The following is a 17,668-nucleotide window of genomic DNA, read 5'->3' as shown; positions in this document are numbered from 1 at the left end:
CTTGAAGAAATTAGGCTTATTAGTAATGCTAATGCTGGCAATGACTGCCTGCAATGACGATGAGAAAGAACAGGCCGTAAATGAGGTCGAGACCAAAAAAATTCCTAAGATCGAGAAACAGTATGGTTTTATCCTTAATAATTATGAGGTGATTAGGGATACCATACGGTCTGGCGATAGTTTTGGATACATCATGGATCAAAATGGCGTGGGTCATGGAAAGGTCTTTGAAGTTTCAGAAAAGGTGAAAGATACATTTAACCCGGCAAGGATCACTGCAGGTAAAAAATACATGATCCTGAAGGCAAAAGATTCGGCCAGGACTCCGCAGTATTTTATATATGAGAATGACAAGATCAATTATACGGTGGTATCTATAGGTGATTCCATTTATGCTGAAAAGAAAAAAAGGCCGGTAACCATTAAACAACGGGAAGTAAGCGGTGTGATCACCTCTTCACTTTCAGAAGCAATGCAGGCGCAGGGCTTAAGCAATCTGCTTGTTTATGAGCTGTCCAATATTTACCAGTGGAGTATCGATTTTTTCAAACTTCAGAAGGGAGATCAGTTTAAAATGGTTTATCAGGAGAAATACATAGACGATACTATTTTCGCCGGGATTGAAAAGGTAGATGCCGCAGTCTTTAAACACTCAGACAGACCTTATTACGCATTTAGTTATATGACCGATAGTATTTCTGGACAGCCCAGTTTTTATGATGAAGAAGCCAAGGCATTGCAAAGCTTTTTTCTGAAAGCTCCGCTAAATTATTCCAGGATTTCTTCACGGTTCACTAAAAGGCGTTTTCATCCAGTACAAAAAAGATGGAAGGCACACCTGGGGACAGATTATGCTGCTCCACATGGCACGCCCATCGTAAGTACAGCCAACGGTACGGTAATCGCATCGAGCTATACCTCTGGAAACGGAAATTATGTGAAAGTGAGACATAATGGAAAGTATACCACGCAGTATCTTCACATGAGTAAACGCGCAGTAAGAAACGGGCAAAGTGTTAAGCAGGGAGACGTAATTGGTTATGTTGGTAGTACGGGTCTTGCCACAGGACCTCATGTATGCTACCGCTTTTGGGTTAATGGCAAGCAGGTGGATCCTTTCCGCCAGAATCTTCCTTCAGCAGAACATATTACCGACAATCTAAAAGACGATTATTTAAATCATATAGAACCGATCCGGGCAGAACTGGATCAAATTCCATATAAAGAAATTTAAATGAAAAATATCAATCCAACCACGACCAAAGCCTGGAAGGAGTTAGAAGATCATTTCAAAGAAATCCAGGTTGAGCATATGAAGAATATGTTCAATAATGATAAGGAAAGAGCTGAGAAATTCACCATTAGATGGGAGGATTTTTACCTTGATTACAGTAAGAACAGGATGAATGAAACTACCGGAAAACTTCTGAATAATCTTGCTGCGGAATGTGGTTTAAAAGAAGCCATGGATGCATATTTCCAGGGAGAGGCCATCAACCAGACAGAAGGAAGACCGGTTTTACATACTGCTTTACGAGCTGCTACAACAGCCAATGTTGAGGTGCATGGCGAAAACGTAATTCCTGAAGTACAGGAAGTAAAAGAAAAGATCAGGACATTTACTGATGAGGTAATTGAAGGGAAGCGCAAAGGTTTTACCGGAAAGAACTTTACCGATATCGTGAATATAGGGATTGGAGGGTCTGATCTTGGACCGGTGATGGTTGCGGATAGTCTTAAATTCTATCAGAATCATCTGAATTTACATTTTATTTCCAATGTAGATGGAGATCATGTACATGATATTATTCAGGATCTGAATCCAGAAACAACCCTGTTCGTGATTGTTTCCAAAACGTTTACGACGATGGAGACCATAAGCAATGCCACGACGGTGCGAAACTGGTTTTTGAAAAAGGCTTCAGAAGATGAAGTTTCAAAGCATTTTGTAGCAGTTTCTACCAATCTGGAAAAGGTAAAAAGCTTCGGAATAGATCCCGACAATATCTTCCCAATGTGGGACTGGGTTGGCGGTAGATTTTCATTATGGAGCGCTGTAGGGCTTTCAGTAGCACTTGGAATTGGGTACAGCAATTTCGAATCTCTTCTGGAAGGAGCCCGTAAAATGGATGATCATTTCAGAAGTACAGATTTTGAAAAGAATATTCCGGTGCAGCTGGCACTTATAAGTATATGGTATAATAATTTCTTTGGTGCTGAAAGTGAAGCGGTGATCCCTTATTCTCAATACCTGGATAAATTTCCATCTTACCTGCAACAGGCAATCATGGAAAGCAATGGGAAAAGTGTGGATCGTAATGGTGAGAAAGTTAATTACCAGACCGGTACTATTATCTGGGGAGAGCCAGGTACGAATTCACAACATGCATTCTTCCAGTTGATTCACCAGGGTACCAAACTTATCCCGGCAGATTTTATCGGTTTTAAGGAAAGTTTGTTTGGAGACCAGGGACATCACGATAAATTGATGGCGAATTATTTTGCTCAGACTGAAGCTCTTCTTAATGGTAAAACTGAAGAAGTAGTGGAAGAGGAATTGCGCTCCATGAGGTTTAACCAGGAAGAAATTGACAGGATCAAATCATTTAAAGTATTTGAAGGTAACAATCCAACGAATACCTTACTGGTTCAAAAATTAACTCCGGAAAGCCTTGGTAAACTAATCGCGATGTACGAGCATAAAATATTTGTACAGGGTGTAATCTGGAATATTTTTAGTTATGATCAATGGGGAGTCGAATTGGGAAAACAACTGGCAAACAAAATTCTTTCAGATTTTGATGCTAAAAACTCTGAAGGTCACGATTCTTCAACAGAAAATCTGCTGAAGTTTTATATGAGCTAAGAACTTTACGAGTTATATATTAAAAAAAGCCTGGAGTATTGCATTTCAGGCTTTTTTATTTGGAAATTTCAACCGCTCCCTGGTTTGATGATTAATTACGGCCCACCTAAAAATATATTCTATGGAAGTGCTAATAATTCCCAATTAGGAATACCACAAAAATCTGTTCTTATAGGTGTAAAAATTAATATATCTGAAATTTTATCTCCTATTTATTGCCCGATTTAACGTCTTTAACATTGTTGGAGCTTATTTTGAATCATTCCATTTAACATAATATTTTGTTTTACTCTAATTAGCAGTATATTGCGCCGAAATTTGTTGAAATGTTAAACTTCTGTACGTTAAATATTTTAACATTGAGATAATGTTAGAGAAGAACAATTAGTTTTCTTTTGCATCGAATTTTAAACAAAACTCAAACACACAAAAAAATGAGGAAATTATTACTCTTAGCGATGTTCTTAACGTCTGCTACGATTTTTGCTCAAGGAACTGTTACCGGTGTGGTAATGGATTCCCAAACATCAGGTCCACTTCCAGGAGCTAATGTGATGGTAGTTGGTACTAACAATGGTACAATGACAGATTTCGATGGTAACTTCACTTTGAACGTTGCAGATTCTGAAGGTACTATCAAAATTACCTTCGTAGGTTATACTTCCAAGGAAGTAAAATTCAATGTAACTGGTGATACTCAGGATCTTGGACAGATCGTATTGGGTGCAGATGATAACGCATTGGATGAGATCGTGGTAACAAGTTTCTCACTTGCTATCGACAGAAAAACACCAGTAGCTGTTTCAACTATTAGTGCTGCAGAGATCGAAACCAAGATTGGTAACCAGGAATTTCCTGAAGTGCTAAAATCTACTCCTGGTGTATACGCTAACAAAGCCGGTGGTGGTTTTGGTGATGCTGAGCTTAGAATGAGAGGTTTTGAAGGAGAAAACATCGCAGTAATGATTAACGGTGTTCCTGTAAACGACATGGAAAATGGTCGTGTTTACTGGAGTAACTGGGCTGGTCTTTCTGATGTTACAAGAACTATGCAAACTCAAAGAGGTTTGGGTGCTGCTAAAGTAGCTGTTCCATCTATCGCTGGTACGGTAAACATCGTAACTAAAACTACAGATGCTGAGAAAGGTGGAAATATCTACGCGGCTACTGGTAACGATGGTTACACAAAATTTGGTGCTACAGTTTCTACTGGAAAGTCTGAAAATGGACTTGCTGCAACAGTATCTGCTTCCAGAACAGTTGGAGATGGTTATGTAGACGGTACTGAATTTATTGGGTACAACTACTTCGTAAACATCGCAAAAGAACTTGGTGAAGATCACGAACTTTCTTTCACTGCTTTTGGAGCGCCACAAAGACACGGGCAACGCCAAAACAGATACACTATCGAAACTTATAGAGAAAGTGAGAGAGGTATCAAATTTAACGGAGACTGGGGTTACTTAAATGGTCAGGTTACTCATATCGAGGATAACTTCTACCATAAGCCACAAATGTCCCTGAATCACTACTGGGATATCAATGAGAATACTGAATTATCTACTGCACTTTACGCTTCCTTTGGAACTGGCGGAGGTGGTGGATGGGCCGGAACTAATAAGTTTGGTCTTGATTCTAAATACAGAGATGGTTACCTTCAACCGGTAAACCTTGATCTTATCGTAGATGAGAACATTGAAAGAGGAGCTGATGGTTCAGAAACTATCTTGAGAGCTTCCAGAAACGACCACAACTGGTATGGAGCACTTTCTACTTTATCTACAGATCTTACAGATGATATCGAACTTCTTGCAGGGATCGATTTAAGATACTATAAAGGAGAGCACTTCCAGGAAGTTACAGATCTTCTTGGTGGACAGTACTACTTTGATGATTCTAACGTAAACAATCCTGTAAACCTTGCAAAGGTTGGAGACAAGATTAGCTACAACAACGACGGTATCGTTCTTTGGGAAGGTGGATTCCTTCAGGGAGAATATTCTAAAGATGATCTTGATATCTTCGTTTCTCTTGCAGCTTCGAACACTTCTTACAAGCGTGTTGATTATTTCAACAACCTTGATTCAGATCCTAACCAGGAATCTGATTATGCACACTTCTTTGGATACCAGCTGAAAGGTGGAGCGAACTATAACTTCACCAGAACTAGTGGTGTATTCGCAAACATCGGGTACTTTGAAAGAGCACCTTTCTTTGATGCTGTATTCTTAAACTTTGTAAATGACCTTAACCCAGATGCTGAAAATCAAAAGATCTTTAGTACTGAACTTGGATATACTTACAGAAGCTCTGTATTGAGAGCTAACGTAAACGTTTACAGAACGAACTGGAGAGACAGATCTTTGATCTACTCATACAACAATCCTGATGGATCTCTTGGAGTTGCAAACATCTTGGGTGTAAATGCAATTCACCAGGGTCTTGAACTTGATTTTGAATACCGTCCTTTCGAGGAACTTTCTATCACAGGTTTCGCTTCTTTTGGTGATTTTAGATGGGAAGATGATGTAACAGGAGTACAGATCTTTGACGAAGAGCAGAATCTAATTGATGAGATCAACCTTTTCATTGAGGATACTAAAGTTGGTGGTACGCCACAAACTACTGCCGGTCTTGGAGTAGACTATGAGTTCCTAACAGATATGAGATTAAGAGCTAACTATAACTACTTTGGTGACTTCTGGTCAGATTTTGATCCGGTAAGCCGTACGAATCCTGATGCTGGTGAAACTTGGAAGCTTCCAGATTTCGGAACACTTGATGTAGGTCTATCTTACGATTTCTCTGTAGCTGGTTTTGATGCTGCTTTGAATGCGAACGTTTATAACATTACAGATACAGAATATATTGCTAACGCACAGAATGGTCTTCAGAACAACGCACGTACTGCACTTGTATGGTACGGTTTCGGAAGAACTTACACTGTAGGAGCTAAACTAAACTTCTAAACACAACACGATGAAAAAGACATTTTATGTACTAATGGCTTTTGTAGGTCTGGCTTTAACGAGCTGTGAGCCAATGGAAGACATTCATGATGAGATCGACAACGACCTGGATAGCCAGCTTGCTGTTGCTGAGAGAGATTATGTACTTACTGAAGATGATTACGAGGAACTTGGACAGAGCTTTCCAAACTTCGGTTCAGTAGAAGATGCAAGAACTTTAATTCCTTCTTTACTTTCAGACCTTTACCCAACTTATGGTGCAGGTTCTATTATCAATGTAGGATTTGATCTTTTCGATCCGCTTAGAGTTCAGGACTATTCAGTATCTGCTTCAGACTACGGGATGATCGATCTTTCAACAAACTATTTCTCTGGAATGGGTGATGTTGCAGATTTCCTTGACGCAAAGTATCCACAGGCAGAGGATGGAGAGTATGTTAGACTTACTTACAACATCCTTGCTGAAGAGATTGCTTACGAGCTTACTGCAGATGATTTTGATGTAATTGGAGACGAACTTGGAGATAAATATCCAGATGCTGCATCTAGCGCTGCGCAATACAGCAACTTCGATAGAAGATCAGACAGAGATGCTTACTGGAGCAATGATATGATCGTGGAAGCTCTTGGTGTGGCCATTTCAGAAGAATTTGGTGACATCGCCGGTCAGCAATACAACGTAACTTACGCAATCTATGATGGTAGCTCTGGAACTGAAAGTATGACTGTTCAGTTCGATGGTAATACCTATGTAGCCGTTGGTGGTACTTCTTACGAAATTTCCAGTGAAGATTATGATGCAATTGGTGATGAATTCGCTGCTGCATATCCTGGACCAGCTGGAAATGCTGCTCAGTTTGGAAGTTTTGATGTTAGAGAAACCAGCGACAACTACTGGAGCGAAGCTATGCTTTTAGAAGCTTTTGCTTTTGTGATCAACGAACAATTTCCTGCAGCTCAGGATGGAGACCAGTTTGTATTGACTTACAGAGTTTATAATGGTTCTGTAGCTACAATCGTGGTAAACCTTGTTCTTGACGGTGGTGCTGTCACTATCGATGAGGATGCTTCAGTTTCAACTATTGAAGAAACTAAAGTTTTCGCTTACACTAACGGAGACTGGGACGAGCCTTACATGCTTCCTGAAAATTCTTATACTGAAGAATTCGGTCAGCGTTTCAGCAACTTTGGAGACGAGGATGAAGCTCTTGCTAAAATCGCGATCTTCTTAGGTAGAGAATTTCCTTATGCTGAAGAAGGTGAATATAAAGCTGTAGCATATCGTTTCTATAACGGTGAAGCGACTGTGACTGAGTATGCTAACTTTACTTTCGAAAATGGTAAATGGATGGCTATTCCTAGTGTAATTTCAGATGCTCTTCAGTTTGGATTTGAAGACGGAATGTGGGTGCCTGATAACACGATTAACTATACACTTACTTCTGCAGATTACTCGATCATTGCCGATGCTTTATCAGGAAATGCTGAACTTTCAACGCAACTTGCAAGTGTAGATCGTTACGGTAACTTTGACCGTCGTCCGGGAGCCAGCGCTTACTGGAATGATGCCAACTTACTTCTTGCAATGCAGGCGCTTTTAAATGAGATCGCTCCAAATGCTGAAGAAGGACAGAAGTACTTACTTACTTTCGATATCTATAATGGATCGAATACTACAGAAAGCCTAAGCCTTATCAAAGAAGGTGGAATGTGGGTAGTAAACCAGTAGGTTCAGAACTCAATCTATATAAACCTCTTATCTTCACGATAAGAGGTTTTTTTTTGACTTAAATTGTCAGATATTTGCAACTATAATTTACAATTATGAAAAAATATACCGGACTTTTTTTGCTGGCGCTCATGTTGGGTTGTTCAGGTGATGATGATGCTACACCAACTCCCGTTCCTCCAGTTGAAGAAGAAAATCCAGTAGCAACGGCAGATGAACTATCTGCTGTTCAAAATGAAACCTACACTTTCAACAGAGCGATGTTGCTGGAAAACGATGAACTCGTGGATAACGCGATCATCACCAGTATTGATGCTGAAACTGAAGCAGGCGGAACGATCACAGATAATCGTGATCAAACCTACACCTATGAGCCTGCATTAGATTTTACTGGAAATGATACCTTCTCGTATACGATTTGTGTACCTGGAGATTCAGACAGGTGTTCCAGTGCTGTAGTTACCATTATCGTAGGTGATGCCGGGGAACCAATAGCAGCCGATGACAGCTATACCACCCAGGAAGGAAAGACCTACACCATAAGCAACCATCTTGATAATGACCAGGTGGTAGATAATGCGCAAGTCACTTCAGTAGAAAGCACGAGTGGTAACGCCAGTGTAACACTTCAGGACGACGGAAGCATTCTTTATGTGCCAGAATCCAGTTTTTCTGGTCAGGATACATTCACGTATACCTTATGTGATGATGATGATACACCAAATTGCTCTACTGCTACTGTTACCATGACCGTGGAAGATGAAGGTTCACCGGTAGCTTCAGATGATACCGTGGTTATAGAAATTGGAACTTCCGAAGAAGTGATCACAAAACTTCTGGATAATGATGATCTTACTGATGATGCCACCATAACTTCCATAGATGATTCGGGAAGTAACGCAGGCATAGTTTTGAATAATGATGGGACTGTAACCTATACTCCACAGGCCGGTTTTCTAGGTGAGGATAGCTTCACTTACACCATTTGTGATGATGATGCAGATGCCACTTGTTCTACTGCGACAGTCACAGTGAACATCGTAGAAGCTGTTAAATTCAATGTTCCTGATGATCTTAAATCGTATTATCAAGATGCCAGCTTTACGGTAGATCCAGACTTGTTGTATTCAGAGCTTTCAGATCTTACGAATGCGCAACATACGAACCGACTGACTTACACAGATCGTCATGATTATTTATATGATGCCGATGCTGCTCTTGATGACGAGTCTATGGTTGTACTGGTTTATTCTGGTGAACTTAGACCAGATGATGAATTCCAGTTAGGTGACCTGGATGGAGATGAAAGTTTTAATACAGAACACATTTATCCCCAATCCCTTTTAAATACTGAGGAATCTGTAAGTGACCTGCATTTACTGAGGGTTGCAGATGTAGATGTTAATTCTGAAAGGCTTAATTACCCATTTACCGATGGAAGTGGAGAATATAAGCTTGTAGGCGGTGATAGCTGGTTTCCTGGAGATGAATGGAAAGGTGATGTTGCCAGAATGGTAATGTATGTAAACCTTAGCTACGGAGACTCCTTTGACGAAGTTGGGAATCTTGAACTTTTTCTGAAATGGAATCGGGAAGATCCGGTTTCAGCCTTCGAATTACAGCGAAATGATGTGATAGAAGCAGCTCAGGGAAATCGAAACCCGTTCATAGATAATCCATTCCTCGCTACACTAATCTGGGGTGGTGATGCTGCGGAAAATCGTTGGGAATAGCCTTTAACTTATAACATTTATATAAAGATTATATGTATCAAACAGTTCAATTTATACACTCTTACTGGGCCTATCTGGTTCTTATAATGCTCTTGATTGCAACTTTTAATGCAATCATTGGTTTTGCGGCGAACAAGGAATACAGTGCAACTAATTTTAGAATAGCCTTATTTACGCTAATCGTTTCGCATATACAATTGCTTATAGGAATTGTACTTTACTTTACCTCTGGTAATATGGCGAGATGGGAAGGTGGTATGGGAGAAGTTATGGGTAACGATACTACCCGACTGTACCTGGTGGAGCATCCATTAATGATGATCATCGCGATCGCATTGATCACTATTGGTTACTCCAAACATAAAAAGAAACTTACTTCAAAGCCAAAATTCAAGATGCTGGCTATTTTCTACGGAATCGCTTTTCTGGTAGTATTATCCAGAATTCCGTGGAGCGCATGGTTCTAGAAGAAGAACATCCTGTTAAAAAAGCCTGGTATTAGACCAGGCTTTTTTTATTCTACAGCTTTAATCAAATAAAGATATACAGGAAAATGATCGCTGTAGCCAGGCTGGTAGCCAGAGCTGCCATATGTACGCATAGGATAGCCACGGTACTGCCCGCTCTGAGTGATGAGGTAGGGCGCATTGAAAATTCCTGCTTTATAGTATTGAAATCCTTCAGAAGTTCTACTCAGTAAGCTTTCAGAAAGATAAAATTGATCGAACAGGTTCCAGGAATCACGATATGCCAGTGTTCCGCGACCTCTTTTGAGCATGTTTTCCATAGGATTATACAGGTCTCCTTCCTTCAAATTCTTGATTTCAGCTTTGGTTTGTAGGAACTTTTTAAAGCTTTTATTAGTAGGATCGTCGTTAAAATCTCCCATTCCTATAATTCTTGCCTTTGGGTCTTCCTGGTAAATAGAATCAATGATACGTTTATTTAGCATGGCCGCCTTTTCACGTTTGTAACTGCTTTTAGCTTCACCACCAGACCTGGAAGGCCAGTGGTTTACTATAAAATGAGTTTCCTGTCCCATGGCCATACCGCTCACGACAAGTTGATCCCGGGTGTAATCCCGCTTATCGTTATCGTAGATCATTAATTTACGAGCCTGTGAATTCGTAACTACGAAAGACTGCGAACGATACAGCAGGGCGACATCAATACCTCGCTCATCTGGAGAGTCGTAATGCACGATCTTGTAATTGAATTTCGCAAGGTTAGGGTGGCCGATCAAATCTTCTAAAACCTTCTTATTTTCAATCTCACAAAGACCGATCACCAAAGGTGGTTTTTTAGATTCCAGGGTTCCTATCTCAGAGAGAACGCGGGAAATATTGGCTATTTTGACAGCATATCGTTCCTCGGTCCAGTTGTCTTTACCTAGAGCAGTCCTGTCATCATCAAACGTGAGGGTGTCATCTACGGTGTCGAACAGGTTCTCTACATTGTAGAAGGCAATGGTTTCAATGTGGTAATCTCTCATATTCTGACAATATAGGTTTTCTGAAGTCGTCAGATATAGCCCAATTACCAAATAAATCGCTGTAATATATTTCTTCAAATTTTTATCATTTTAGACCGCAATTAAAGTACTGGTTTTTTGAATATTACAGAAAAATGATTTAAAATTATCCCATATTTCGACTACGAGGCACTGCATGAATAAAACCTGTTTTTGGGCGTGTCTGTTTTCTTTGCTATATCAAAGTTTATATGCCCAAACTCCGATCATAAGTGGTCGGATTATAGATGCAATTACCCAGGTGCCCTTACCCCAGGTTAAAATTGCAAAAGAGAATTCTTTTGAAGAGACATTCTCAGATCCTGAAGGAAAGTTTTCTTTGGAGATTGATGGTATTATATCTAAAGAGGTTATTCTGCACATCAGCAGATCGGGATATCTTGGGAAGAGAATATCCGTTAATTTAACTGGGGTTGATGAACTGGACCTTTCCTCCATTTTGCTTAGTCCAGATTCAAGCCAGGATCTATCATTTCAGAATACCATAAGCCTTTCAGAAGAGGATATGGTGGATGACGAAGCTGGTTTTGATAATATTTCAGGAATTCTTCAGTCCACCCGTGATGCATATTTCAGCGCTGCCGCATTTGATTTTAGTCAGACGTTTTACAGAGTGCGTGGGCTCGGTTCAGAATATGGAACATTAATGATCAACGGTGTTGAAATGAATAAGGCCTATAATGGCAGACCTCAGTGGAGCAACTGGGGAGGCCTTAACGATGTCCAGAGAAACCAGGTGTTTACGTCGGGTATCTCTCCATCTGAATATGATTTTGGAGGTCTTGGCGGTACGACGAATATTATAATGCGAGCTTCACGGTTTGCCAGCGGTGGTAGAATAACAGCCTCAGGTTCCAACCGTAGTTATACTGGAAGATTAATGGCAACCTATGCTAGCGGAGAACAGAATAATGGCTGGTTTTACGCATTTTCCATAGGACGCCGTTATGCCACGGAAGGCTATATGGAAGGAACTCCTTTCGATGCAAATTCTGTTTACCTGGGACTTGAAAAGATCATAAGTCCTGCTCATTCATTAAATGTAACCGCGATCTACACGCCTACGCTTCGTGGAAAATCTGCTCCCCTTACGCAAGAGGTTGTTGAAATTAAAGGAAGTCGTTACAATCCATACTGGGGATTGCAGGGGAATGAGATACGGAATAGCCGGTTGAAGAACATTCAAGAACCCATCTTCATGCTCAGCCATTTCTGGAATCCATCTAAAAATTTGCATTTGAATACCAACCTTTCCTACCAGTTCGGTGAAGTTTCGAATACCCGCATAGATTATGGAGGTACTAGTTTTGTTGATTTTGAATCACAACGTACCTATCTTGGAGGAGCATCAAATCCAGATCCGGTTTATTACCAGAAGTTGCCGGGATATTTCCTGAGATTTGAGGGCCTTGAAGATTTTCAGAAAGCTTATCTGTCTGAAAAGGAATTAGTTGATAAAGGACAACTTAACTGGACAGATATTTATAAAGCTAATACTAGTCCGGATGCATTGTACGCTCTCGCGGCAGACGTTAATAGAGACCGAAATTTTGTGGCGAGTAGTATTTTGAACTTACAACTGGATTCCAGTCTGCAGCTCATTAGTAGTTTCAAAATTTCTTCGCTGAACAGTCAGAACTTCGCCAGGATCGAAGATCTTTTTGGTGCATCCAGCTTCCTGGATGTTGAAGTTTTTACTGGATTTTCTCAGAATGACCTCAGAAATCCTGATCGAAAAGTTTTTGAAGGACAGGACTATAAGTATAATTATGATCTAACTGCGCAAAAGGCTGAAGTATTTGCTCAGCTACAGAAGCAATGGCGAAGCTGGGAACTGAGTATTTCGGGACAGGCCTCGGCCTCAGGCTACCAACGTTTCGGAAACTATCAGAATGAAGCGTTTCCAGTAAGTTCATTCGGAAGCTCACAGAACGTTGATTTTTTAACTTCAGGCTTTAAAACTCATTTGCTGCACAAATTTTCAGGACGTCAAAGCCTGGAATTAAACCTGGCCGCTTATTCCAAAGCACCACACCTTAAAAACACCTTTATCAATCCAAGGCAGAATAATTTGCTTGCTCCAGGCATCTCCGAAGAGATTATTAAAGCTTCAGATCTTAGTTACCGTTATCGCACCAATCTTTTTAACCTTAGGATCACAGGTTATGCTCAGCGAATTGCGAATAGTACCGAAGTTTCTTTTTATTATACCGATGGACTTTCCGGTCTTGGCAGAGAAAATTCCACTGCATTTGTTCAGGAAGTGCTTTCAGATATTGACAAACAATTGCTTGGCGTCGAATTAAGTTCAGAATACCAGGTTACTTCCACTATTAAAGTAAAGCTCGCTGGTGGAAGCGGACAGTTTATTTATAAAAACAACCCGGCGCTAAGTCTTTACTCCGGCGCTTTCGATAATTTGGATTATGAAAGATCCTTTCTTAAAGGATATCGCTTGCCGGGTGGTTCACAATCTGCTTTTCAGCTTGGTTTTGAATACAGAGATCCAGCATACTGGTGGTTTGGGATTTCGCAAAACTATTTTACCGGTGCATTCATAGATGTGAGCCCATTAACCAGAACATCAAACTTTCAAAAAGACTACGACGGTCTGGAGCTCGTGGAATATGACGCAACGATCGCAAGGCAATTGCTGGAACAGGAACAGTTTGATCCCTATTTTCTTACCAACATTATTGGAGGTAAAAGCTGGAGAATTAGAGACAAGTATCTTGGTTTCTTCGCTAGTATCAATAATGCTTTGAACACTACTTTCAGGACCGGTGGTTTTGAACAGGCTAGAAATGCCAATTATAGAACTTTAAAGGAAGATAGGGATCGCGAGATTCCAATTTTCGGCAATAAATACTGGTATGGAAACGGCACCAGCTATTTTGTAAACTTAAACCTTAGATTTTGATCGATGAACAGAACATTTTTTCTTAGTTATCTTCTTACTATTAGTCTACTTTCCTGCGTGCCTACAGATGACTTCGAGATCCCCGGTTTATTGGAAGAACCTGTCGTTGTAGATGGAAGTTTTACCAGTATTGCGGCGGTAAAAGGCAATTACAAAATGGAAACCGGTGAAATTCATAACTTCAGGGATACCGATACCTGGTTTGAAGCTTTTGTCATTAGTGATGATGCTGGAGGAAATTTTTACAAAAAGCTCGTAGTACAGGATAAACCTCAAAATCCTCAGGCTGGGATTCAAATTCTGGTGGACGATAATTCCCTGCACCAGACATATAACTTCGGAAGAAAAGTCTATGTAAAGCTTGACGGACTCAGTTTGGGATTTAATAACGGTGTTTTGCAACTAGGGATTCAGAATAGAGGAGATGTGGTGGCAATACCCTCTTCTATGATCGACGATTTTATCATTAGATCTGAAATAACGTCTGAAATTGTTCCGAAGAGATTAGCCATTTCAGAATTCTCAGAAGAAACCAAGAATTTATATGTGGAAGTGAACGATATTCAATTCGATATTAATCTGGTGAGAGAAACAGAAAACTTTTCATTTGCATCACACAGGTATGATGAATATGATGGTGAGAGACAATTGGAAAGCTGTACAAGCGGTGAGACCCTATTTTTGAGTACAAGTACCTATGCAAACTTTAGATCTTTATTGCTACCCACAGGCTCCGGTAAAATTCAGGGGGTTCTTAGTCGCAATTATTATGATGAACATTTTGTGCTTATCGTAAACGATCCAACCGCGCTGGATTTTGATGCTGAACGATGTGATGACCAGTTTTTCAAATGTGATTCAGGAGGAAATTTCAGCAGAAATGTAATCTCGGAAGAGAATTTTGATGGTGTAACATCCAATACGACCCTCTCGGCAAGAAAATGGACCAATATTAATGTGAGCGGAGGTGAAAAACGCTTTACGCCCACGATGGTAAACGGCAACCGGCTACTACGAATTTCTGCTTACAATACACTTGAGAATCCGCTGGAGGCATGGCTAGTCTCTCCTGTCATAGATATTAGCTCGACAGGGGCGAATCTGGTAAGTTTTGATTTGCTTGCGTCCTATGATAACGGCATATTTTTAAAGGTGTTTTTTACTCAGGATTTTACTGGTGATCCCAGAACCACAGAATGGAAGTTGCTTGATGCCGCAATTCCATACGGTCCATCGGGAGGATCTGGAAATGTATTCAAAACTTCAGAACTGGATATTTCCTGTTTGGAGGGCGAGGTCTGGATAGGCTTTAGATACCTGGGAGCTGCTCCAGATAAAACTACCACTTACGATCTGGATAATTTCAGAGTTTTAGGTAACTAAAATTCTAAAAATAGCCCTCGGGTACTTTGAAATTGAAAGGTATAAGCATTCTAAGCCTGCTTCTGGCATTTATCGAATAGAAGGTGAATTGTTTTTAAAGTTCGTATAATTCAATAGGTAATTGATCCGGATCATAAAGGAAAGTGAACTTTTTGCCAGTGAATTCATCGGTGCGTATGGGCTCGGTCTCTAATTTTTTGCTTAACAGTTCTTCAATAGAAGCCTCAAGATCCTGCACGCCAAAAGCTAGATGTCTCAATCCTGCCGCTTCCGGTTGGGTTAGTCTGGCAGGTGGATTGGGAAATGAAAACAGTTCCAGTATATATTCTCCGTTTAAGGAAAGGTCAAGTTTAAAAGATGCACGTTCTTCCCTGTAGGTTTCCTTCTCAACTTTAAAACCTAACACTTCTGTATAAAACTGTTTAGACCTTTTATAGTTGGAGCAAATAATGGCAACATGATGTAATCTTTGAATATTCATAATTTTAATCTGATTATTTGCAGTAGATGGCTGGAGATGTGCTAGTTGAATAATACAGTTCTGGGTTTACCTAAATTAAAATTCTGAAAGCCAAAATCGTTGGTTTCAATAGAATTCGTTTTAAAAATGTTAGGTCCCTGACCAGGAATTTCAGGATAAAAAGAAAAGGAAAGCTGAAAATTGTTGAAAACCAGGTAATCATTTCTAAAGATAAAACCAACACCGATCGCAGAATACAGGTTATTGCTGCCAAGATTCGTATCCTTCAGGATACCGGCGGTATAGTTTAAAAACGGATTCAATCTAAAACCAAAAAGGTCCCATGGTGAATAGAATTGAGTTTGCAATTCCAGTACGTATTTTTCTGTTCCCGTAAGATCACTATCGAAACCTGCGATGCGAGCTCCGGTTGTTCTCCGGTAATCACTTCCATAGTTACCGGTAAACAGGTTGTTATCGTCTATGCTCAAACGGTCCCCTATCGAATTCATCCGGTTCGTCCCAATTATGAATTGCGGTTTTACAAACTGTCTCATCTTCCATTTTTCTCCTAAACCTATGAGATTTGTAAAATAATTAGCCTGGAATGAATAAGCAGTTTGCTCTGCTCTTGAACCATTGAAGTAACTGCCAGCTTCAAAGTTAGTGCTAACATATCCCCAGTCGAAGTAATTTCCAAAGGAAGCTCTCGCACCCAGATACATTCTGGTTTGGTCATTCTTGTTCTGGAAGCCTCCTGTTAAAGCGTAAACTTTGCCTACCGGGACATCTTCAGTAATACCATCATTAAAGATATATTGGTCCTGAACGAACTGTCTTGAGGAGATCCCTACGCTGGCGAGATACCGCGTCTCATCTGAAAAAAAATTGATACTGTCATACGCAGCAGCAGGAGACTCTTTAAAGTTCACATCCAGAAAGCCGAGGCTGGTGATAAGATTGGTACTTCTCTCTTTTTCAGAATTACCTTTAAACAGGCGATAGGAGTGCCCCACCCAGTAGTCCTGAGATATATATTTAAAGTTCTGATCATCAAACACCATAGCCTCATCGGGAAGTTCTACCTGTCTATACTGTTCATCCACATACAATCCTGCTGCCCATCTGGCAAATGGAGAGTAGAACTCTCTTTCAATAAAAATGCTTTTACGATAGAATTCGTTGAAGTCGCTTTGGTACCGAATTTCTCCTGTTATGAAGGTGTTCTTGATATTCGGAACACGGTAGATGCCAGAATAGGCATTTTTACCATCACTTAGCCTGTTCGCAAAACTAAAATTTAGCTGGTGGCCAATTCCTACAATGTTATATTCTTTGAGAGTCAGCTTGTTTTCATTAGTCGAAAAAACTCCCTGCGGAGTCAAACTCCATGAATCCAGTGCCAGGATTCTAACGTCTACAGAATCTGAATTTTTAATGGGATGAGCGGTGATTTTAACTTCTCTTATATAGCGCTGTGAACGTAGCAATCTTTCAGATTCATCGAGAAGCAAAGTGTCCAGATCCTCGTTTTCCTTCAGTAAAAGAAAATTCCTGATCGCGAAATCTTTGGATTTGATGTGAATCTGGTTTCCGGTTCTCTCCACCCAACTGTTGGCGGTTTCCGTAGAATCTGTAAAAGAGAAACCAAAAGGATCTTTTGTTTCTATGATCACATGTCTGATGGGCCTTCCTTCCAGTTTCGAATAATCCCTGAACTTCTTCTTAACCTCCTTTTTTGGTTTTTCAGTAGTAGACCTGAATAATAATTTATGAACCCTTTTGGTAATTTTTCTTTTTTCTGAAAAACGTTCCAAACGTGAATAGATGTTTGTGGTGTCCTTTTCCCCGGTTGGATTTTCTTCCTGTGCCTGAAGTTGTAGGCTAAAACAGAGCACAGTACAGACGGACCAAAGAATTTTAATCATGGTCCTGTTGAAATGGATAGAATATTTGGGGATATTCAACAAATTAAATCAAACCTCTTAAGCAATTTTCTATTGAAATGAGCATGTCACGATAAGCGTGAAGGTTAAATTCATGCCGGCTCAATATTATAAAATCTAATCTGTTCTTT

General features: G+C 40.1%; 11 protein-coding genes. 8 read left to right on the top strand and 3 right to left on the bottom strand.

What is annotated here, in order from left to right; all coding sequences use genetic code 11:
* The first annotated feature begins 1 nt into the window (after position 1).
* The 6 genes from G529_RS0106430 to G529_RS0106405 all read left to right on the top strand — a co-directional run bounded on the left by G529_RS0106430 (position 2) and on the right by G529_RS0106405 (position 9,764).
* A complete protein-coding gene (locus tag G529_RS0106430; RefSeq protein ID WP_026914763.1) occupies positions 2–1,234 on the top strand; it encodes a peptidoglycan DD-metalloendopeptidase family protein in 1,233 nt (410 codons plus the stop codon).
* Complete coding sequence (gene pgi / locus G529_RS0106425; RefSeq protein ID WP_026914762.1) at positions 1,235–2,866, top strand: glucose-6-phosphate isomerase; 1,632 nt, start codon at positions 1,235–1,237, stop codon at positions 2,864–2,866. It abuts the gene before it with no gap.
* Positions 2,867–3,300: 434 nt separating this feature from the next.
* On the top strand, positions 3,301–5,835 hold the full coding sequence (locus tag G529_RS0106420) for a TonB-dependent receptor (protein ID WP_026914761.1): 2,535 nt from the start codon (positions 3,301–3,303) through the stop codon (positions 5,833–5,835).
* A gap of 10 nt (positions 5,836–5,845) precedes the next feature.
* Positions 5,846–7,564 carry a hypothetical protein gene (locus G529_RS0106415; RefSeq protein WP_026914760.1) on the top strand — a complete coding sequence of 573 codons (1,719 nt, stop codon included), beginning with the start codon at positions 5,846–5,848 and terminating at the stop codon, positions 7,562–7,564.
* A 95-nt stretch (positions 7,565–7,659) separates the two neighbouring features.
* The gene (locus G529_RS0106410) at positions 7,660–9,297 is read left to right on the top strand and encodes an Ig-like domain-containing protein (RefSeq protein ID WP_035695692.1); all 1,638 of its coding nucleotides are present in this window, start codon (positions 7,660–7,662) and stop codon (positions 9,295–9,297) included.
* Between the two features lie 32 nt (positions 9,298–9,329).
* Positions 9,330–9,764: a 50S ribosomal protein L27 gene (locus G529_RS0106405; protein WP_026914758.1), complete on the top strand. Its 435-nt coding sequence runs from the start codon at positions 9,330–9,332 to the stop codon at positions 9,762–9,764.
* 47 nt (positions 9,765–9,811) lie between these two features.
* Here the strand turns inward: G529_RS0106405 and G529_RS0106400 are convergent, their stop codons facing one another.
* Positions 9,812–10,867: an endonuclease/exonuclease/phosphatase family protein gene (locus tag G529_RS0106400; protein ID WP_026914757.1), complete on the bottom strand. Its 1,056-nt coding sequence runs from the start codon at positions 10,865–10,867 to the stop codon at positions 9,812–9,814.
* A gap of 97 nt (positions 10,868–10,964) precedes the next feature.
* On the opposite strand from G529_RS0106400, the gene G529_RS0106395 reads away from it, so the two are divergent.
* Both G529_RS0106395 and G529_RS0106390 read left to right on the top strand, forming a co-directional pair.
* Entirely contained in the window at positions 10,965–13,748 is a 2,784-nt protein-coding gene (locus tag G529_RS0106395; protein WP_026914756.1) for a TonB-dependent receptor plug domain-containing protein, read from the top strand.
* A 3-nt stretch (positions 13,749–13,751) separates the two neighbouring features.
* Positions 13,752–15,131 (top strand): DUF5689 domain-containing protein, encoded by a 1,380-nt coding sequence (locus tag G529_RS0106390; RefSeq protein WP_026914755.1) that lies wholly within the window; start codon positions 13,752–13,754, stop codon positions 15,129–15,131.
* A 94-nt stretch (positions 15,132–15,225) separates the two neighbouring features.
* Here G529_RS0106390 and gloA2 read toward each other — a convergent pair whose 3' ends face one another.
* Both gloA2 and G529_RS0106380 read right to left on the bottom strand, forming a co-directional pair.
* Positions 15,226–15,612: an SMU1112c/YaeR family gloxylase I-like metalloprotein gene (gloA2, locus tag G529_RS0106385; protein ID WP_026914754.1), complete on the bottom strand. Its 387-nt coding sequence runs from the start codon at positions 15,610–15,612 to the stop codon at positions 15,226–15,228.
* Between the two features lie 41 nt (positions 15,613–15,653).
* Positions 15,654–17,519: a hypothetical protein gene (locus G529_RS0106380; RefSeq protein WP_026914753.1), complete on the bottom strand. Its 1,866-nt coding sequence runs from the start codon at positions 17,517–17,519 to the stop codon at positions 15,654–15,656.
* Between the last annotated feature and the right edge of the window lie 149 nt (positions 17,520–17,668).

It is taken from the genome of Christiangramia portivictoriae DSM 23547, from assembly GCF_000423045.1.
Lineage (GTDB): Bacteria > Bacteroidota > Bacteroidia > Flavobacteriales > Flavobacteriaceae > Christiangramia > Christiangramia portivictoriae.
Note: the sequence above shows the minus strand (reverse complement) of the source record. Positions and strands in the feature narration are given on the sequence as shown.